Below are 19,778 nucleotides of genomic sequence, written 5' to 3' on the forward strand. Positions count from 1 at the left end.
GCAGCCGTTCCGAGGCTTTGAACTGGCGCCTGAAACCGGCCATTCGTTCACACGGCGGATTATGACGCCTATGGGGGATCGAGGGCGGATTTTGCGTCAGACGTCGACGCTAACCGAAGGCGACGATCGCCCAGCTGGCCACGCCGACCATCGCGACGCTCACCGTCGCAAACGCAATGGAAAAGACGACAGCAATCCAAAAGTTGATCGGCTGAGCCTTTCGTTCGATCCGATGGCTCTGAGCGTAGATTACGCCCGTCCGAAGTCCAATCAAGGCGTTACGCCCGAATAGGGTCGCAAGAAGGAGTCCAACCGGAAGGAGGAGGATCATCAACATTATCGATGTCATGGAACAACCATGCCGCTGGGATGAGGAGTGTGCAAGTTCACGACGAGCACTCGAAACCGGGCGTTTCCTAAAAAGCGTTCGCTAAGCAGTTACCACCGAGTAGATGCACGTTCGATCCGGGTCTGCAGTGACGCCAGCCGCGAACATACCGGCCATTCGCGGCCTCGAAGTCGTTCAGTGATGACTGCCGTTCATTCAGCAGCCTTTCGACGATGGCAACGGGACCAGCAGCTGTCGGGTGGCTTTCCAACGACTGAAGCGTGATAGCTGCCAATCACATAATGTATGCCACCTACTACTTGCTCGCGAGTCGCTTTACTGACAACGGCAGCGCTCAGATCGGTCGATGTTCGGCACACGGGCACGCCATCGTGCTTCAATAGCGGTGTATTGGCAAGGATTGGCACTGTTGGTCGGGGCAGCGGCTTAGCCGCTGATCGTACCGCTCCTGAACGCGCCATCGTCCGCGATCTGGTTTGAACGGCGCGCGGCGTCGCAAGGGACAGCGACAGGGTCAGGGTGAGCCCGGGTCCGCCTCCAGCACCGGAAGGCGCGCGCCGGTGCCGCTGCTCGCCAGCGTCCCGCGCGTGACGAGCATGGTGGCGCCCGGCTCGAGGATCGCTTCGAGCGTGGTCCGGAATCCCTCGGCGACATGACCGGCTGCGCGCTCTTCGGCGCTGAGCTCTCCTCCCGCGCTGTCCGACGCCGTCTCCGGAAGCGGCAACCGCATCCAGTGCGCGCCTTTCGCGTCGATCGCGCGCAGGGTGAATGCCTGCGTCCGGGTAATCGGCGCGTCGAGCGAAACGCTCGCCGATCCGATTTCGACGCCGTTGCGCAGAACCACGATCCGGCGGTCGCGCCCGCTGACCACGATCGACACCGGCCCGTGCGGCGCGCGTTCGGGCATCCAGCGATAGGCTTGCCGCGCTCCCCGGGCATCCCGGGACCGCGAGGGCAGCGGGCTGGGCGCCGGCGAAACCTCCGGCACGCAGGCGTCATCGGTGACGACCACGGTCAGCCCGAGCTCGGTCGTATCGAACAGCAATTTGGCGAAGGCGAGCGGCAGGCGGATGCAGCCGTGGCTGGCGGGATAGCCGGGAAGGTCGCCCGCATGGAGCGCAATTCCATCCCAGGTGAGCCGCTGCATAAAGGGCATGGGCGCACTGTTGTAGAGGTTCGAATGGTGATCCACGTCCTTTTGCAGGATGGTGAACACCCCGGTCGGGGTGCGGTGACCGGGTTTGCCCGACGAGATGGTCGAAACCCCGATCGGCACGCCGTTGCGGTACACGAAAGCGCGCTGCGCGGCGAGGCTGATGACCATCGTCACCGGCCCGTCCGGCGCGATCTGCGGCGCCCAGAGATATTCGCCCGGCTTCAGCTTCTCGATCGGGCCGTCGAGGACCGAGGGTGCGGGCGCCGTCGCGGCGGGCGCGTCAGGGACGGCCTGCGCGGTTGCCGGCACAGCCGGACTTGTCAGGGCGATCAGATAGGCAAGGTATGTCAGCATGAGGATCAGGCGGCAATTTCCGCTAGCGGCGCGGCGCGACTGGTCTCGAGATCGAACTGCCGGTCGCACAGCGCGGTCATCGCCGGGCGGTGACTGACGAGGATCAGCCCCTGCCCCGTGCGTTCGAACCGCGCGGTCAGCCGCCGCGCGACCAGCGCTTCGGTGGCGGCGTCGAGCCCCTCGCTCGGCTCGTCGAGCAGGAGCCAGGGCGCGGGCGCGCAATAGGCGCGGGCGAGCGCGAGCCGCCGCCGCTCGCCGCCCGACAGCCGCGCGCCATTCTCGCCGATCCAGCCGTCGAGACCGCGATCGAGCGCGGCGACGACATCGTCGAGCGCGGCGTCGTGCAGCGCCCGCCGCAGCGTCGCCTCGTCGGCCTGCGGATCGGCGAGCAGCAGGTTGTCGCGCACCGTGCCCGCGATCAGGCTCGCATCCTGCGGCGCCCAGGCGAAGGTGCGGCGCAGGCTTTCGGGGGCGATGGCCGCGACATCTTCGCCGTCGATGCGTGCCGCCCCGGCGGCGGCGGTGCGCAGGCCCAGCAATGTTTCGAGCAGCGTCGTCTTGCCCGCGCCCGAACGGCCGACCAGCGCCAGCCGCGCGCCCGGCGGGACGGGGGCGGGCAGGCCCGGAAAGACGATCGCCGGCCGCGCCGAGATGGCCGCGCCCGCGGCAGCGGCCGAGGCGCCCTCCGTCGACGCCGCGGCGAGCACTCCGTCGAGCCGCGCCCGCGCCTCCTCGATCCGGCCGCGATCGGTCATCGCGCGCAGCGCCGGGCCGGCGGCGTCGACCGTCATCGCGGCGGCGAGCGCCGCCAGCGCCGCGATCGCCGGCCCGGCGGCGACCGACAGCAGCAGCGCGGAAGCCGCCGCGCCGCCGACCGCGCCGGCATGGAGCAGCTCGACCCAGGCCGCGGCGTTCGCCTGTCTGCGCTGGGCGGCGGTGAGCGCGCGGCCGGCCCCGTCAATGCGATCGGCGGCCCATTCCTCCAGCGCGAAACAGCGCAGCTCGGCGGCGGCATCGGCCATGCTCGCGAATTCCTGGCGCAGCGTGCCCGCCGCGCGCTGGACCTCGCGGCCCGTATCGACCAACCGGCGCGACAAAAGTTCGCCGGCGACGAGCAGCGCGGCCAGCCAGGCGACCGTCGCCAGCGCCGCGCCGATGCCGCCCAGCAGCGCCAGCACGATGCCGGAGACCAGCGCCGCGCCGACGCCCCAGGGCGCCGACAGCCGCACGAAGCGCGTCTCGACGGCATCGACGTCGCCGACCAGCCGCGCCGTCGCCTCCCCCGTGCCGAGCGCGAGCGCCCGTTCCGGCGGCGCGGCGGCGAGCGCGCGGAACAACGCGGGCCGGATGCGGGCGAGCGCGCCGAACGCCGCGCCGTGGCTCGCCAGCCGCTCGCCATAGCGCGCGCCGGTGCGCACGATCGCGAGCAGGCGGATGCCGGCCGCGGGCAGCATATAGTTGAACGCCAGCGCCGCCGTCGCGCCCGCCGTCCCCGCGATCGCGGCGGCGGTGATGAACCAGCCCGACAGGCCGAGCAGCAGCACCGACGCCGCCGCGACCAGCCCGGCGAGCAGCGCACCGCGTCGCAACAGGCGCCGCTCGCGCCGGCGCTCTGCGGCGATCAGCGTTTCGAGCGGGCTCATGCCGCGTCTCCCAGCCGGACGACGCGATCGGCGGTCGCGGCGAGCGCAGTGGAATGGGTGGCGATCAGCGCCGTGCGACCGCGACAGGCGCGGGCGATCGTCACGATCAGCGCGTCTTCGGACGCGGCGTCGAGATGCGCGGTCGGCTCGTCGAGCAGCAGCAGCGGCGCGTGGCTGAGCAGCGCGCGGGCAAGCGCGATCCGCCGCCGCTCGCCGCCCGACAGGCCGCTGCCGCGCGCATCGAGCACATGGTCGAGCCCGTCGCCGCGCCGCGCGAGCATCGGCCCGAGCCCGGCGCCGCGCACCGCCCCGGCGAGCGCGTCGGCGCCGGCCTGCCGATGCGCGAGCAGCAGGTTGTCGCGGATGGTACCCGGCACGATCAGCGGGTTCTGCCCCGCCCAGGCGGCGATCGCCGCGACGCCGCCGATCTCGGCCAGCGCGACGCCGCCGACCGTCACCGCGCCCGCGCTGAGCGGCGCGAGGCCGAGCAGCAGGTGCAGCAGGCTGGACTTTCCGCTTCCCGACGGGCCGAGCAGCGCCACCGTCTCGCCGGGCGCGACCCGGAAGCTGGTGGCGGGCAGCGCCGGCCGGTCCTCGCCGGCATAGCGGATGACAACGCTTTCGAAGCACAATTCGGGCAGGCCGGCGGGCGGCGTCCGCGCGGCGCGCGCCGCCGGCTCAGGTAGCGCCGACAGCCGCTCGGCGGCGGTCTCGGCGGCCTGCTTGTCGTGATAGGCGGCGGCGAGGCGGCGCATCGGCGCATAGAATTCGGGCGCCAGCGCCAGCACGAAGAATGCCTGGCCCAGGCCCAACTGCTCGGGCACCGGAAAGGGCAGCAGGCCGAGCAGGTTGAACCCGCAATAGACCGCGACCAGCGCGACCGACAGCGCGGCGAAGAATTCGAGCGCGCCCGACGACAGGAATGCGACGCGCAGCACGCGCATGGTGCGCCGCGCCAGCTCGTCCGCCGCCGCGCCCAGCGCCGCGGCCTCGCGCTCCTCGGCACGGAAGGCGAGCACCGCCGGCAACGCGCGCACGCGATCGGCGAAGCGGCCCGACAGCCGCGCCAGCGCGACGAACTGCCGCCGCGATTCGTCTGCCGCCGCACCGCCCGCAAGTGCCATCGCGATGATGAAGGGGATAAGCGTCGCGCAAAGGATCGCCGCCGAGATCGGGCTGGCGAGCGCGGTGGCGGCGAGCACGAGCAGGGGCGCGATCGCCCCCGCCTTCCGCGCGGGCAGGAAGCGGGCGATATAGCCGTCGAGCGCATCGACCTCGTCGCCAACGGCGCTCATCAGCGTGCCCGTCGTGGCGATGCCGCCGGGCGGCCGGTGGAGCGCCGCGGCAACGACCCGCCGGCGCAGCCGACCCTTCGCTTCCTCGGCTCCCGCCGCGCCCGATCGCGCCGCCAGCATGGCGAACAGCCCGCGCGCGACACCCGACAGCGCGGCAAGCACCGCCCAGGGCAGTACCGCCGCGACGCCGTGCGGCACGGCGATCACCGCCCCGGCGATCCCGCCCGCGAATCCGATCGCGGCGACCGTGTCGAGCAGGAGAAGTGCGATCGATGCGCCGGTTCGCCCGCCATCGGCGACCGCCGCCTTCAACCAATGCCTGCGCGCGTCTGCCTGCGCCTTTTCGTGTGGAACCGCCGTCATGGGCATCGCCATCGCCGCTCCGCCCGGTCGGGTCTTTGATCGCGGTCAATGTCCGGCGCGAAGACTGGTCGTAGCGCGTCGCCAGCAAGAGGTCGGAGGATCGGCCTCGCGGGGAGATTCAATCATGGACCCACAGGTCATCGACCTGTCGCGAATCCAGTTCGCGGCAACCGCGCTATACCATTTCCTGTTCGTGCCGCTGACGCTCGGGCTGTCGTTCATGCTCGTCATCATGGAAAGCGTATACGTGATGACGAACCGCCCGATCTGGCGCGTCGTCACGCGGTTCTGGGGGCGCATCTTCGCGATCAACTTCGTGCTGGGCGTCGCCACCGGACTGACGATGGAATTCCAGTTCGGGACCAACTGGTCGTACTTCTCGCACTATGTCGGCGACATCTTCGGCGCGCCGCTGGCGATCGAGGGACTGATGGCCTTCTTCCTGGAGGCGACGTTCGTCGGCATCATGTTCTTCGGCTGGAACCGGCTGTCGAAGTTGGGGCATCTGATCGTCACCTTCCTGGTGGCACTGGGCACCAACCTGTCGGCGCTGTGGATTCTGATCGCCAACGGCTGGATGCAGAACCCCGTCGGCGCGACCTTCAACCCCGATACGATGCGCATGGAGGTCAGCGACTTCGGTCAAGTGCTGTTCAACCCGATCGCGCAGGCCAAGTTCGTCCATACCGTCAGCGCCGGCTATGTCTGCGCCTCGGTCGTCGTGCTCGGCATTTCGGCCTATTATCTGCTCAAGGGCAAGTGGGTCGCGGTGGCGCGGCGTTCGATGACGGTGGCCGCCGCCTTCGGCTTGGCCTCGTCGCTGTCGGTCGTCGTGCTGGGCGACGAAAGCGGCTATGCGCTGACCGACAACCAGAAGATGAAGCTCGCCGCGATCGAGGCGGCATGGCACACCGCACCCGCGCCCTCCGGCCTGACGCTGTTCGGCATGCCCGACACTACTGCGCGGACGACGCGCTACAAGGTCGAGATACCCTGGGTGCTGGGCCTGATCGCGACGCGCAGCCTCGACAAGACCGTCGCCGGCATGTCCGAACTCGTGCTCAAGGCGCATGACCGCATCGAATCGGGGCAGGTCGCCTATAGAGCGGTCGAGACGCTGAAGAACGACCCGAACAACCAGACCGCCCGGGCCGCATTCGCGATGCACGGCCGCGACCTCGGCTATGCCATGCTGCTCAAGCGCTATGTGGCCGATCCCGCCGCGGCGACGCCACAGCAGATCGACCAGGCGGCGTGGGATACGGTGCCCAACGTGCCCCTGATGTTCTGGGGCTTCCGGGTCATGGCGGCGATCGGTTTCCTGATGATCGCGCTGTTCGCGACCGCGTTTATGCTCTGTTCGCTGCGGATGCACCTCAATGCGAAATGGTTCCTGAAGCTGGCGGTGCTCGCGATCCCGCTGCCCTGGATCGCCATCGAACTCGGCTGGCTCGTTGCCGAGATCGGGCGCCAGCCCTGGGCGATCGAGGGCGTGCTGCCAACCTTCCTCGCCACCTCGACGCTCAGCCGGGGGGCGCTGTGGACGACGCTGATCGGCTTCACCCTGCTCTACGGAACGCTCGCCGTGATCGAGGTGCGGCTGATCCTCGCCACGATTCGCCACGGCCCCTACGAGCATGACGACGATCCGCAGCCGCTGCCCGGGCCGATCCCCGCCGAACCCGTCACCGCATGATCCGCGAAAGGACACACCATGTTCGACTATGAAATCCTGCGCCTGATCTGGTGGGTGCTACTCGGCGTGCTGCTGATCGGCTTCGCGCTCACCGACGGTTTCGACCTGGGGGTGACGGCGCTGCTGCCCTTCGCCGCGAGGACCGATGCCGAGCGGCGGATGGTCATCAATTCGGTAGGGCCGGCCTGGGAGGGCAACCAGGTGTGGTTCATCCTCGGCGGCGGCGCGATCTTCGCGGCCTGGCCGTTCGTCTATGCGGTCAGCTTTTCGGGCTTCTACCTCGCGATGTTCGTGGTGCTCGCCGCGTTGATCCTGCGGCCCGTGGGGTTCAAATACCGATCGAAAAAGCCCGACGCCGCCTGGCGCAGCCGCTGGGACTGGGCGCTGTTCGTCGGCGGCTTCGTGCCGGCGCTGGTGTTCGGCGTCGCGGTCGGCAACGTGCTCCAGGGCGCGCCCTTCCGCATCGATAGCGACCTGCGCTCCTGGTACGAGGGCAGCTTTTTCGGCCTGTTCACACCGTTCGCCCTGCTGTGCGGGCTGCTCTCGCTAGCCATGTTGGTGGTGCACGGCGCGGCATGGCTGGCGATCAAGCTGGAGCACGGGGCGGTCCATGACCGCGCGCGGCGCTTCGGCACCTGGGCGGCGCTGGCGGCGCTGGCCCTGTTCGCGCTCGGCGGGCTGTATGTAGCGTTCGGCGATATCGGCTACCGCATGGTCGGCGCGGCCGATCCGATCGGCCCGTCCAACCCGCTGCGCACGACGACCGAGCAGGTCGGCGGCGGCTGGCTGACCAATTACGGCCGCTATCCGTGGATGCTGATCGCGCCGGCCCTGGGCTTCGCTAGCAGCGCGCTCGCGCTGGTCGGCATCCGCGCGGGCAGAGAATGGGCGGCGTTCGCCGGATCGTCGGCGGGGGCGCTGGGGATCATCGCCACCGTGGGGCTGTCGATGTTCCCGTACATCCTGCCGTCGAGCATCGATCCGCATTCCAGCCTGACGGTGTGGAACGCCTCGTCCTCGGCGCACACGCTGGCGATCATGGTCGTCGTGACCGTTGTCTTCCTGCCGATCGTGCTCGCCTACACCGCCTGGGCGTACAAGGTGATGTTCGGCCGCGTGACGACCGAGGAAGTCCGCACCAATCCCGATTTCTACTGACGAAGGATAACAGGCCATGTGGTATTTCACCTGGGTGCTGGGGCTCGGCCTCGCGGTCGTCTTCGGCATTTTGAACGGGATCTGGCACGAATTCGACTTGCCGGTCGAGGACGATGCGGAGGGGCCGGCCAACCGCTGACGCGGCGGCGTACGCGCGGCTTGACGCGAGGGGTCGGCACGGGCCAACCTTTCGCCTATATGGGGCGCATGGCGACGAGCGATATCTGTGCCGATTGCGCGGTGCGCGACCAGGCGCTGTGCGGCAGCCTCGACAACGACGAACTGACTGCGCTCAACATGCTCAGCCGGCGACAGCTGGTCGCACCTGGCGAAACGATCACGTGGGCCGGCGACGACCATGTGATCTGCGCCAACCTGTTGTCGGGCATGTTGAAGCTGGTGGCGTCGACGGCCGATGGGCGCGAGCAGATCGTCGGACTGCTCTATCCCGCCGACTTCGTGGGACAGCCATATCCCGGCCGGTCGAGTTTCACGATCACGGCGCTTACTGAGGCGGAGCTTTGCATTTTCCCGCGCGAACCGTTCACACGTGTATTGGAGGATCATGCGCATATGGAGCGCCTGTTGCTTCGGCGCACGATGGAGGCGCTGGACGAAGCCCGCAGCCGCATGCTGACGCTGGCGCGCAAGTCGGCGCAGGAAAAGGTGGCCGGCTTTCTGCTCGATATGGCGGCGCGCGCGGGCGCGTCGGCGTGCCGCGCCACGCCGGCCGGCCCGCTCACCTTCGACCTTCCGCTGACGCGCGGTCAGATCGCCGACGTGCTGGGGCTGACGATCGAAACGGTGAGCCGCCAGATGACGCGGCTCAAGGCCGCCGGCGTCATCGCGCTGCCGGGAACGCGGGCGATAACGATCACCAACCGCGAGGCGTTGGAGGCGCGCGCCGAAGCAGCTTAAACGGCGCTGCGGCGGCGGAGGCTCTCGACCAGAAGCATGCGCGCTTCGGCCGTCAGCCGGTGGCTGGCGAGATGCAGGACGACCAGCCCCTCGACGTCCATCGTCCGGCGGCATCCCTCGAACACGCAGCGGAGCAGATATCCGAGCGTTTCTCCGGCCACCGGCTGGCTGTGCCTGGCGTCTTCCAACGCCTCGATCAATTCCTGACCATAGGCCGCGTCGGCAAGGCGGAGGCGTCCTACCCGCGCCATCAGCAGCGGTGCCAGCAGGCCGGTATCGCGCTTTCCCGCGAGCGCCTCCGGAAAATTGCCGCGGTCACCCTCGCGCCGGACGACGGTTGCCGCCAGCAGCCTGCACAGTGCGACGGAATGTGTCGGCGACGGCAGCGTCGGCAGTGCGTCGGCGCACGCCTCCAATTCGTGGCACAGCGCCGCGAGTCGGTGATGCCCGGCGACAAGACGGGCGACATCGATCTCCTTAATGACGTGCCAGCACCGGCAAAAGGGCTCGACGCGACCGTCAGAGCCGGCGGCCTCGCTCATCGGCATTCTCCTCTCGCCTGAAAATCGCGCTTTACCGGTGTGGCGGCATTGACGGTGGTCAAAGCCGCGATTGCTCAAGCGGTTCGCGGCGGCGCGACCCGGTGGCGAAGCGGCCTTCCCGCCTCGGCATCGGCGATGCTTGCCAGCGTAGTCTGCGCAATCGCCGTCAGCGCCTCATCGGTAAGGAAGGCCTGATGCCCGGTGATCAGAACGTTGGGGAAGGTAAGCAGACGCTGGAACACGTCGTCGTCGATGATCTCGCTCGACAGGTCCTCGAAGAACAGGTTCGATTCCTGCTCGTACACGTCGAGCGCGACGCCGCCGAGCTTGCGGCTCTTCAACCCGGCGATCAGCGCGCTCGTATCGATCAGCGCGCCGCGGCTGGTGTTGACGATCAGCAGCCCGTCGCGGGCGCGCGTGATCGCCGCGGCGTCGATCAGGTGGCGGGTGTCGGGCGTCAGCGGGCAGTGCAGCGTGACGATATCGCTGGCGGCGAGCAGCTCGGCGGAATCGACATAGCGGACGCCGCAGTCCTCCAGCCCGGCGTCGGGCGCGGGATCGCTCGCCAGAACGTCGCAACTGAAGCCGAGGCGCAGCGCGCGGGCGACGAGCCGGCCGATCTGCCCGGTGCCGACCACCCCTGCGGTGCGACCGAACAGATTGCGGCCGATAAGGCCGTCCAGCGCGAAATTATTCTCGCGCACGCGCGCCCAGGCGCGGTGGATCTTTCGATCGAGCGCCAGCAACAGGCCGATGGTGAATTCGGCGACGGCATGCGGCGAATAGGCCGGAACGCGAACGACATCGATCCCCAGCCGCCCGGCCGCCGTGAAATCGACATTGTTGAAGCCGGCACAGCGCAGCGCGACAAGCCGGACGCCGTTTCGCGCCAGTTCCTCGAGCACCGGTTCATCGAGCGTGTCGTTGACGAACACGCAGACCGCCGCGCACCCCTTCGCCAGTGTCGCAGTCGCTCCGTCGAGCCGCGGCTCGAAATAGACCAGGTCATGTCCGAACGCCGCGTTGGCGGCATCCAGGTAGTGACGATCATACGGCTTCGTTGCGAAAACGGCAACGCGCATCCCGGTCTCCCGTCGCAATTCTTCGTCCGTCGCCGAGCGGCGAGAGCGATAGGCAGAGCCCATAGTATCGCCGTCGGACAAGCCGATGAAGGCGGGACCGACTTGCCGGCCAAGCCCGGTCGTCTTCCGATTCCGCCTCGCTCGGACTGTCGCCCCTAGCCGCCCACCGCTTCTGAGCGCAAGCTCGCCCGGGGCTGAAGCATTGGCAAGGTCATGGACGCCGGAACGGGCTTGCCGAAAAGATAGCCCTGAGCGTGGGTGCAGCCGAGCGACCCAAGCGCATGGGCGACCGCCTCGTCCTCGACGCCCTCGGCGGTAACCGACATGCCCATCGCTCCGCCCAGCCCGATCACGGCCTTGATGATCTGGCGACTCTCGGTCGTGTCGATCGACCGAATGAAAGAGCTGTCAATCTTGAGGTGATCGAAACGCAATTGCCGTAGGTGGGTGAGGCTTGAATAGCCCTTGCCGAAGTCATCCAGCGCGACGCGGATGCCCGCATTGTGCAGCGATTCGAATATGCCGGAGGCGAAGTCCGCATCCTCGATAAACGCATTTTCGGTCACTTCGATGATCAGACGGCTCGGCGCGACGCCCGTTGCGGTCAGCGTTGCCAGCGTATGCGCGGGAAACCAGCCGGCAAGCAACTGAGCAGGCGGGACGTTGACCGAAAACGAAATCCCGTCCGGCCATGTTTGCGCAACGATGCAGGACTGCGTCAGGATGTGCTGCGTCAGGTCGTGCATCAGTCCGATATCTTCGGCGACCGGAATGAATTCGACGGGACTTACCAGTCCGCGCTCGGGGTGAAACCACCTTGCGAGCGCTTCGAATCCTATGATCCGATCTTCGACGAGCGAATAGATCGGCTGGAAATAGGGAATGATATGGCCTTCGGCGACCGCGTGCCTGAGATCGCGCTCGAGCATCGCACGGGCCTGCAGCTTCTCGTCCATTTCCGTGCGAAAATATTCGAAGGTCCCTCGCTGTTCGCGCTTGGCATGATACATCGCGATATCAGCAGCGCGGAGCAATGTTGCCGGATCTCCCGAGTTGCGGGGAGACCGCGCAATGCCGATCGTGGCGCTGACCTCGAGCGTGCGCCCCTCTATGACGTAACGCCGGCCCAGGCTCCGGATGATCCGCATGGCAAGGTGGCCGGGCGCGTCGTTGCCGCGTTCATAGGACAGCCAGCAGGCGAATTCGTCACCGCCAAGGCGTGCGATATGAGCGGTATCGGAGGCCAGCTCGCGCAGCCGGTTGGAAACCTCGACCAGCAACGCGTCGCCGATATGATGGCCGTGAAGGTCGTTGACCGACTTGAAGTGATCGAGGTCGATCAGCAGCACGGCGCAGTCCCGGTCGTGGCGAGCGGCTTCCTGGACGGCGCGAACCAGCAGTTCGCCAAGCACGCGACGGTTGGGAAGACCGGTCAGCGGGTCGAGGCGCGCCAGCTTCAGCGCCTTTCGCTCGGCCTCCTCGCGACGGCGCACCTCTCTTGCCATATCGGCGGTCCGGCGAATGGCGATGACCAGCGCCGCAAAACCACCGAAAAAGATCACGAAGAGCAACTCGTCGAGCTGCTCATAGGCGGCTTTGTCCACGAATTTGCTGTATTTTGTGAAGGCGTCGAAATGGATAAACAGGAATCCGAGCACCATACCGGCAAGCGCGATGACGAGCGCCTCGCCCCGCTTCACCACCTTCTTGCGGCCCAGATACCGGTTCACGCCAAGCTCACTGTCCCGTAAATCTTGTTCCCGCAGATTTAAGCTGCGCCTATGAAGCAATTGTAAATAAACGGCTTTGATACGCTATCGCCCCTATGGCCGCGATTCCGCTCGGGCCTCAGCCGGTGCGCGACACCGGGTTTTCCGGCGTTTCCGGCGCGATCGCCACACGGTTTCGTCCGGCGTGCTTGGCGGCGTAAAGCGCCGTATCGGCCGAATCTATAAGGTCCTGCAACCGGCCCTGCGTCGATGCGCTCGCAACGCCGACCGAAATGGTAAGCGTGCCGAGATCGCGGCCATCGAAGTCGAGCGGCATCCCGGCAATATGTTCGCGAAGCATTTCAGCGCGCTCGGTCGCCGGCTTGATATCGAGGTCGGGCAGCAGCAGGACGAATTCCTCGCCACCATAGCGGAACGCGTGATCGCCCTGCCGTATCTGTCGCTTCAGCGCGGTAGCGACGCTTTGCAGCACGAAATCGCCGGCGGCATGCCCATGCTCGTCGTTGAACCGCTTGAAATGGTCGATGTCGACGACCAGGCAACTGACGATACGCTCGGGCGTGGCCGCAAGCCTTTGCAGCTCGATATCGAGGCGGCGGCGGTGGTCACGCGGGTCTGAGCATCCGCTTCTAAGGATCGTCGGCGAGAGGCAGCATGGTTATCCATGCTGCCTCCGTTAAAGGCTCAGGATGCAGCTTTGCTCCGTTCCGCGCCGGTTAACAACACGTTTCCGCCTGTCCGGTCATAGCCGCCAGAACAAGCGAAGCTGCCCTTCTATCACGCCGACGCATGGGTCAGCTGGCGCGGGTGAAGCTGCCGTTCGTTTGAACCAACCTCCCGGTCAGCAGCGCCAACAAAGATGGTGTATCGCGGCGGCTGCGCTTTGGAACGCAATCGGGCGCAGCCTCCTTCACGTACGATGGCTGATCGGGGTCACACCTGACCTCGCGCATCGAGGGAAGGATTGAAGACGATGACACATTTCGTTGGTCTGGATGTCTCGATGAAGGAGACGTCGGTGTGCGTGCTGGACGATGCTGGCGCGGTTCTATGTGAACGCAAGGTGGCGACCGAGCCGGACGACATTGCTGTCCTGCTTACGTCAGTGGGCGGCGACTATGTTCGGGTTGGGATCGAAGCTGGTCCCTTGTCCCAATGGCTAGTGAACGCATTGACCGAAGCGGGTTTGCCCATGGTATGTGTCGAGACCCGGCACATGAAGGCGCTGCTCAAAGCCCAGCAGATCAACAAGTCGGATCCCAATGACGCCCGCGGTATTGCGCGGATGATGCGCGCGGGTCTGTTCAAGCCGGTGCATGTGAAGACGCTGGCGGCGCAGGAAAACAGGATGCTGCTGACAAGCCGCAGGCTCGTCCAGCGCAAGCTGCTCGACATCGAGTGCGATCTGCGCGGTACGCTGCGCAACTTCGGCTTGAGGGTCGGTCCTGTAAGCCCGACCGGCTACGAAGCGCGCATTCGGCATCTGGTCGAAGACTTCCCTGCGCTTGCCACGATCGTCGAGCCTTTGCTGAGCGTACGGCGCGTGATGCGCGAGCAACTCGCCGTCCTGCACAAGATGGTGCTCGATACGGTTCGCCAGGACCCGGTGTGCCGGCGCTTCATGACCGTTCCCGGCGTGGGCCCGTTGGTGGCGCTCACCTACCGCGCGTCGGTGGATCAGCCGCACCGGTTTGTCCATTCGCGGGAAGTTGGCGCGCACGTGGGATTGACGCCTCGGCGCCACCAGTCGGGCGAGATCGACTATAACGGCGGTGTTTCGAAATGCGGAGACACCATGCTGCGTGCGATGCTTTACGAAGCGGCGCAGTCGATGCTCTGCCACAGCCAGAAATGGTCCTGGCTCAAGGCATGGGCAGCGCGGGTCGCCCAGCGCAGGGGCATGCGCCGCGCCACCGTCGCGCTTGCCAGGAGGCTCGCCGTCATACTCCACCGCATGTGGGTCGATGGCACCGACTTCCGCTATAGCAATATCGCCGTCGTCGTGCCGGCGGCCTGAACCATCGGATAACGACAGGAAAAACGGTTCTGCCTCGGCAGGAAGATGTCCTCACGGGGACGATGGGTGGCGTGAGTTCGTAACGTCGGCGGATCCTGCCGCGATGGCAAGGACGCAACAAAGATAGAACCACGCCCCCTTCTTACCCCATCCTGAGGCGGCCCGCGCCGACCTCGAAGAGAAGCAAGAGCCTCGTGAGACAGCATCCTTCGCAGAGCCACGAAATGGGAGAAAGGCCATGGTAACAGAAATTTGTCCTTGACCCCGGCCGCGATAGAGAAGCCGGCGCTTGAGGCTGAATCTGGAGCCATCAAGAAACAGACATCAACTTAGCGCTCGAGGACGCGTTTATCCCGATCCTACGGTCGGTTTACAACCTGCCCCAACTCCTCAATCTTAACCGCAAGCAGAAGAATTTTCCTGGCATCGACCTTGGCGACGATCACGACCGCGTTTGCTTTCAGGTCACCTCGACCACCTCGCTCCACAAGGTGAAGGCGACCCTCCGCCAGTTCATGGATCGCACCTACTTCAACAGCTTCGACGAACTGTACGTACTCACCCTCGTTAAGAAGCAGGCGTCCTATAGCCAAGCCGCCGTCAACGAGATCGTGGGCGACCGTTTCGCGTTTAATACCAAGAAGCACGTCATCGACCTCGGTGACTTGCTCGGGCTGGTCGCGGCGCTGCGCCTGCCCGCGCAGGAGCGCATCCTTGAGGAGTTCCAACGCATCCTGGGTGAGGTGGACGCCTATATCGCGTATAGCTCCGACAGCATCCCCGATCCGACGGCCATCACGACCAACCTACAACAGATTCGGATGCCGCAGGCCGTCTACGTCGCTGAGTTGACGATCAACGACAAGGAGGTGGTCGCGCAGGCGCGCAGTAGTCTTTCATACAAGGGCAAGGCTCGGAGCAGAACATCGGTTGTTAAGATGGCCCTCCTCCTCAACGACGTGCACTCAGACGCCTGGGTCTGCCACGACAACAAACTCTTCTCTTTCCACGACATGGAAACCAGCGGCCTTATCAGCATCGTGGACGAGGGGTCAGTGGAACGACTCGACGTCTCTGACCTTGCTGATTCCCTGGAAACCGACAACATCAACGTGCTCAAGCAGCTGCTCACCGCCGAGGCCCGTGAGATCCTCAAGGCACGCCACGTCCGCATGCAGCCCAAAGATCGTTTCTTCTACTTCATTGCCAACGAGGAGGGACAGAGTGAACGCAAGGAACCGTGGATTGGCAAACAGAAGGCGACACGGCGTGTCTATTTCGCCCGCCCGTCGAAAAAGGATCCCGCTCGGATCGCGCATCACCAGCACCTTTCGTTCGACCTAACCTTCACGAAGCTCGGTGACGATTGGTTCGCGCAGATCTTGCCCAGCTGGTTCTACTCGTTCGACGGGTTCCGCGAGTCGAACTGGCACGACGACCTGCTCTCCCAACAGAAGCGGCTCGAGCGGAATGCCAGCGTCAGGAACCAGGTGCGCTTTATCGCCTACTTCCTGTCCGCAACAGACGCTGGCGATGAGGATGGGCTCGCATTCCAAAACCTCATCGAGTTCGACGTTGCTGAGGACGCCGATGACGTCGCCGACGATGCCGACGAGACGTCCATCGCCGATGCCGCAGACCACCAGGAGGAAGCCGCTTGAAGCTCACCACTCTCGCCGAGCCGCTTCTTGGGTTCGGCACCGGCACCCACGTCTGCCCGCGAACCGGCATCGAGCACATGGGGGTGTACGACAAGCGCGATGAGCTGCGCCGCACAGAACTGCGCATTGGCGTCGTCGGCCGCGGCGAAGGTGTCGATCTGCTTGACGAATGGCTCGCTCAATGCCGCAGCGGCATCGAGCGCAAGAAGGAATCGAAGCTGCTTAACCTTTTCCGGGGCTTCGGCGGCATCAACCAGAGCTACGGCTTCCTGACCCGCCTCATCAACTCGCCCCAGTACACGCGTACGCTGCAGAAGTCCGAGATCACCGCCATCGTAAAGCTACCGTCACGCCCCGACCGCGTCGAGCGTGCGGTCGAGCTGTACTACGAGCAGATCCGCTTCCTAGCCGAGAACAGATCCGTTGATGTCATCGTCTGCGTAATGCCGAACGAAATGTTTGACTCCGTCACCACTTCCAAGGAGGGTGAAGAAGGGGATAGCGGGCTGGAACACAATTTCCGCCGCATCCTCAAGGCGAAGTGCATGCATCTCGGAACGCCGCTACAGCTCGTACGCGAGAAGACCATTCTCATCACGAAGCAGGCCGGGGAGCAGCAGGATCCGGCCACCAAGGCATGGAACTTCTGCACTGCTCTCTACTACAAGGGCAACCGCACCATCCCATGGAGGCTCGTTGAGGAGACCGCCAAGCTGCGCTCCTGCTACATAGGGATCGGCTTCTATAAGAGCCGCGACGGTGAAACTGTCTCGTCCAGCCTCGCGCAGGTCTTCGACGAGTTCGGCCACGGTATCATCCTGCGCGGAACCCCGGTCTCCATCGATAAGAAGAACCGCCACCCCTACCTGAGCGAGGATCAGGCGTACGAACTCTTGCGCGATGCATTGGACGAATACGACCGCGCCCTACAGCACATGCCGGCTCGAATCGTCATCCACAAATCTAGTCGCTTCCGCGATAGTGAACGAAAAGGCTTCCTGCGCGCTCTCGATGAGAAGGGCATTCGCGTTAAGGATTTCGTAGCCATCACCGACACTGACATCCGCCTTTTCGGTGACGGCGACTATCCGCCCAAACGCGGTACCATGCTCGCCATCACCGAGACCGAGGGACTGCTATACACGCGCGGCACCGTCGATTTCTACAAGACCTATCCCGGCGCTTACGTTCCCAAGCCCCTCAAGATCACGGTCTACGAACAAGATTCGTCCCTCGAGAACCTATGCGAGGAGATCCTTGGTCTGACCAAGATGAACTGGAACAACACCCAGATGGACGGCCGCCTGCCGATCACGCTCGAATGCGCTCGCAAGATCGGCGACATCATGAAGTACGTCAGCCCGACCGAGAAGCCTCAGGTCAGCTACAGCTTCTACATGTAGCGCCTCTCGCCCCCGCTGCCGCACCGCCCGGCGTCCGACCGGCGTTATTGCGCGTCATAGTCTTCCCATTTGACCGACCTAAACGGTAGTTTTGATAGGACCGAACGTTCGTCTGGACAGAAGCGAATAGGCCGTCTCTAGTCGGTGTCAGTTGACGCTGACATTGCTGCCGTTCGCTGGCGATGTGTTGAAGGACAGGTTTTGTCTGGAGCCGACATCCGGCGTTTGCGCGACCGGCATAGGATAGCGACAAAAAGTGGGCCGGAAGCCGCGTGTCCGCTTTTGGTGGCTGAACGTGTAGAGTGGAAAATTCATTGACGACGACGACCGTCCACAGTGCGGTAAAGAAGGATCAGAGCATAACCGCTTTAAGCCATCACCCGGCGAAACTTCTCTGGGACTGAAATTGGGGCTTAGGCGTTCGAGAACAAGTCCGGTTGAGTCTGTAGGCGGGCAGCTGGAATCGTTCGCGCAGGCGGCTCCAGCCGCCACTTCGGTGGAAAGAAAAGCTCAAGCGAGGTCGTCGATGGCCGATAGCGAGCCTTGATCCGCGACCGGTTGCTGGCGAGCTCCGGCGCAGCTTCTCTGCAGTACTTGTCAGTTTCACAGAACAGCCCCTGACAGTCGATCGCGTGCAAAGGTCTCCCGAAGAGGCCCGAGAAGGGTAGATCGAGCCGTTCGAACTCGACCTCCTGTTGGTCGACCATCCATTGAATCGCTTCGGACGGTGTGTAATCGCCTAAGTTCTCGAACACCTTGGCGAGGCCGCGCACGGCGCCTGGGCCAGCTTGCGTATAGTCGTTCTCGCTAAAATCCGTTAGTTCGGAATAGTTAAGATCGACCGCAGTCTGATAGGCCATGAACGGACCCATCAAGGGATAGCCCTCAAGCGTGCGGACGAGGCCTTCGAAGGAGTTCGCACCGATCAGCCGATCTGCAACGGCGTCTTGGACAAACATTTTCTCAAAAAGGGCGGCGTGATTGTGATGCTTCTCGTCGTGTCCAAACGCCTTGTTCGCGCACAGTATAAAGGCCCCGGTGTAAAGGCCGCCGTCCTCGCGCTTGATACGGTCTAGCGCGGCGACGAAACTCCCGTCCGCCAAATCTCGGATGCGTGGAGGCCCGTCCAGTAGCGCCATGAGCCTGTTCCAGGTGCTGATTTTGCTGAACGTCCTGAAAGCGACGATCTGAAAGGCGCGATCGGCTGCGCTGCCGACTTCCTCAGCATAGCATACCTCTCGGATCATATACTGGGAGACGCGATCAGCTGCCCGGTAAACATTGCAAAACTTGAACTCCTGCAGGATGGGATCGTCCGACCAAGGCGCATTCTTGCCGGCGAGACGACGTTCAAACGCTGCCTGCCGTCGAGAGGCGAACTGCCAGTACAGTTCGTAGACTCCCCGGCGGGGCTTTGGCTTGCTGCGTGTTTCGACGATATCCATCACGCTGACTGCCGAAGAAATACGCCGGTGCCGTGTAGATTGAAGAATCGCGGGTCTTCGAGAAGGCGCTTGGCGGCCATGCGTTCGCCCAAGGTGTACAAAAAGCGGTCTACACCAGTGAAGTGGTCGAACACAATGGCGCCCCCGGGCACTATCTGACCTTGAACAGCATCCAGCGCCGCCACTGCCGAGGTGTAGTTGTCGGTGTCAATGAACGCTAGCAGGATACCCCGCTCCTTCAACTGAGACGCGGTCTCGACGATATCGCCCGGCACGATCTTGACGTTCCGTCCGGCCAGATATCGGCGGGCTGCGGCCTCGTCCATAAAGACGCAGTCAGGGTGAGAATACATGTCAAGCGGACTACGTGGCGGAGGGAAACCGTCGAAGGTGTCGAAACCGATGACTGGCCAGTCTTTGCCCAGTCGCTCGGCGAAGCGAGAGAGCAACATGGTCGTTCCTCCCCGGAACATTCCGAATTCCACGATCGTCCCGTCGACGCCCAAGCGTGCAGCGTTCTGAAGAACCTGCCAAAGATGGATCAGGCAGTTCGGATATCCGTTCGCGAAGGAGGGCACGAGCGCGTTTGCAGTTTCTTGCTCAAAGGCCAGGTCGCGGTACCGGAAGTGGTCGAATCCTCCGATTAGCAACCGGACGCTCGCCTCAATGTGGGGTACAGCGGCCTCGATAAGCGCCTCTTTACGCTGGTCCGAAGCTACAATCAGGATCTGGGGCCGGTCCTGTTCCAGCGCCTCCATCGGTCGGCAGCGAAGCCCGGCCTCTTGCGGTGACGTGTCGTAGACTCCGGTCAACCGGCCGGTCAGCCCCGCAACGTTCAGCCAGGTTACGACGTCGTATGCGGCGGGGCCGACGCCTAGGATTCCGAGAACGTCAGTCTCGGGGCGAGCGGACAACTCTTGCTTGAGCGTTTCGAGCAGTGTCGACAGGTCGGCAGGGTTCATATCG

Annotated in this window: 18 protein-coding genes; 8 read left to right on the forward strand and 10 right to left on the reverse strand. The window is 64.8% G+C overall.

The annotated features are described in order from the left end of the window. Nucleotides 1-109 precede the first annotated feature (109 nt). The 4 genes from RPR59_RS14370 to cydD form a co-directional block, all read right to left on the reverse strand. On the reverse strand, nt 110-337 hold the full coding sequence (locus tag RPR59_RS14370; protein ID WP_313915205.1) for a hypothetical protein: 228 nt from the start codon (nt 335-337) through the stop codon (nt 110-112). Nucleotides 338-863: 526 nt separating this feature from the next. Beyond that, nucleotides 864-1,859, reverse strand: a complete 996-nt coding sequence (locus RPR59_RS14375) for a L,D-transpeptidase (RefSeq protein ID WP_313915207.1) — start codon at nt 1,857-1,859, stop codon at nt 864-866. Between the two features lie 5 nt (nt 1,860-1,864). After that, nucleotides 1,865-3,502, reverse strand: a complete 1,638-nt coding sequence (locus RPR59_RS14380; protein WP_313915209.1) for an amino acid ABC transporter ATP-binding/permease protein — start codon at nt 3,500-3,502, stop codon at nt 1,865-1,867. Further along, the gene (cydD, locus tag RPR59_RS14385; protein WP_313915212.1) at nt 3,499-5,160 is read right to left on the reverse strand and encodes a thiol reductant ABC exporter subunit CydD; all 1,662 of its coding nucleotides are present in this window, start codon (nt 5,158-5,160) and stop codon (nt 3,499-3,501) included. Before cydD ends, RPR59_RS14380 begins: the two co-directional genes overlap by 4 nt. A gap of 124 nt (nt 5,161-5,284) precedes the next feature. Between cydD and RPR59_RS14390 the strand changes: the two genes are divergently transcribed. The 4 genes from RPR59_RS14390 to RPR59_RS14405 all read left to right on the forward strand — a co-directional run bounded on the left by RPR59_RS14390 (nt 5,285) and on the right by RPR59_RS14405 (nt 8,932). Next, a complete protein-coding gene (locus tag RPR59_RS14390; RefSeq protein ID WP_313915214.1) occupies nt 5,285-6,856 on the forward strand; it encodes a cytochrome ubiquinol oxidase subunit I in 1,572 nt (523 codons plus the stop codon). 18 nt (nt 6,857-6,874) lie between these two features. Continuing rightward, entirely contained in the window at nt 6,875-8,014 is a 1,140-nt protein-coding gene (cydB, locus tag RPR59_RS14395) for a cytochrome d ubiquinol oxidase subunit II (RefSeq protein WP_313915217.1), read from the forward strand. 16 nt (nt 8,015-8,030) lie between these two features. After that, nucleotides 8,031-8,153: a cytochrome bd-I oxidase subunit CydX gene (gene cydX, locus RPR59_RS14400; RefSeq protein WP_313915218.1), complete on the forward strand. Its 123-nt coding sequence runs from the start codon at nt 8,031-8,033 to the stop codon at nt 8,151-8,153. A gap of 68 nt (nt 8,154-8,221) precedes the next feature. Beyond that, entirely contained in the window at nt 8,222-8,932 is a 711-nt protein-coding gene (locus tag RPR59_RS14405) for a Crp/Fnr family transcriptional regulator (protein ID WP_313915220.1), read from the forward strand. Here RPR59_RS14405 and RPR59_RS14410 read toward each other — a convergent pair. The 4 genes from RPR59_RS14410 to RPR59_RS14425 form a co-directional block, all read right to left on the reverse strand. Continuing rightward, nucleotides 8,929-9,474 (reverse strand): hypothetical protein, encoded by a 546-nt coding sequence (locus RPR59_RS14410; protein ID WP_313915222.1) that lies wholly within the window; start codon nt 9,472-9,474, stop codon nt 8,929-8,931. The genes RPR59_RS14405 and RPR59_RS14410 overlap by 4 nt on opposite strands. A gap of 74 nt (nt 9,475-9,548) precedes the next feature. After that, a complete protein-coding gene (locus RPR59_RS14415; protein WP_313915224.1) occupies nt 9,549-10,556 on the reverse strand; it encodes a 2-hydroxyacid dehydrogenase in 1,008 nt (335 codons plus the stop codon). Nucleotides 10,557-10,711: 155 nt separating this feature from the next. Next, a complete protein-coding gene (locus RPR59_RS14420) occupies nt 10,712-12,286 on the reverse strand; it encodes a putative bifunctional diguanylate cyclase/phosphodiesterase (RefSeq protein WP_313915226.1) in 1,575 nt (524 codons plus the stop codon). A 118-nt stretch (nt 12,287-12,404) separates the two neighbouring features. Next, complete coding sequence (locus tag RPR59_RS14425; RefSeq protein WP_313918542.1) at nt 12,405-12,824, reverse strand: GGDEF domain-containing protein; 420 nt, start codon at nt 12,822-12,824, stop codon at nt 12,405-12,407. Between RPR59_RS14425 and RPR59_RS14430 the strand changes: the two genes are divergently transcribed. From RPR59_RS14430 to RPR59_RS14445, 4 genes are all read left to right on the forward strand, one after another. Continuing rightward, a complete protein-coding gene (locus RPR59_RS14430; RefSeq protein WP_313915227.1) occupies nt 12,750-12,905 on the forward strand; it encodes a hypothetical protein in 156 nt (51 codons plus the stop codon). The genes RPR59_RS14425 and RPR59_RS14430 overlap by 75 nt on opposite strands. Nucleotides 12,906-13,259: 354 nt before the next feature. After that, entirely contained in the window at nt 13,260-14,303 is a 1,044-nt protein-coding gene (locus RPR59_RS14435; protein WP_313915229.1) for an IS110 family RNA-guided transposase, read from the forward strand. 356 nt (nt 14,304-14,659) lie between these two features. Continuing rightward, nucleotides 14,660-15,964 carry an SMEK domain-containing protein gene (locus RPR59_RS14440; protein WP_432280321.1) on the forward strand — a complete coding sequence of 435 codons (1,305 nt, stop codon included), beginning with the start codon at nt 14,660-14,662 and terminating at the stop codon, nt 15,962-15,964. Then, entirely contained in the window at nt 15,961-17,367 is a 1,407-nt protein-coding gene (locus tag RPR59_RS14445; RefSeq protein ID WP_313915233.1) for an argonaute/piwi family protein, read from the forward strand. The genes RPR59_RS14440 and RPR59_RS14445 overlap by 4 nt, the downstream gene beginning before the upstream one ends. A 413-nt stretch (nt 17,368-17,780) precedes the next feature. On the opposite strand, the gene RPR59_RS14450 is transcribed toward RPR59_RS14445, so the two are convergent. Beyond that, nucleotides 17,781-18,812 (reverse strand): nucleotide kinase domain-containing protein, encoded by a 1,032-nt coding sequence (locus RPR59_RS14450; protein ID WP_313915235.1) that lies wholly within the window; start codon nt 18,810-18,812, stop codon nt 17,781-17,783. Continuing rightward, a complete protein-coding gene (locus RPR59_RS14455) occupies nt 18,812-19,774 on the reverse strand; it encodes a TylF/MycF/NovP-related O-methyltransferase (protein WP_313915238.1) in 963 nt (320 codons plus the stop codon). The genes RPR59_RS14450 and RPR59_RS14455 overlap by 1 nt, the downstream gene beginning before the upstream one ends. Nucleotides 19,775-19,778: the final 4 nt, after the last annotated feature.

This window comes from Stakelama saccharophila, assembly GCF_032229225.1.
GTDB lineage: Bacteria > Pseudomonadota > Alphaproteobacteria > Sphingomonadales > Sphingomonadaceae > Sphingomonas > Sphingomonas saccharophila.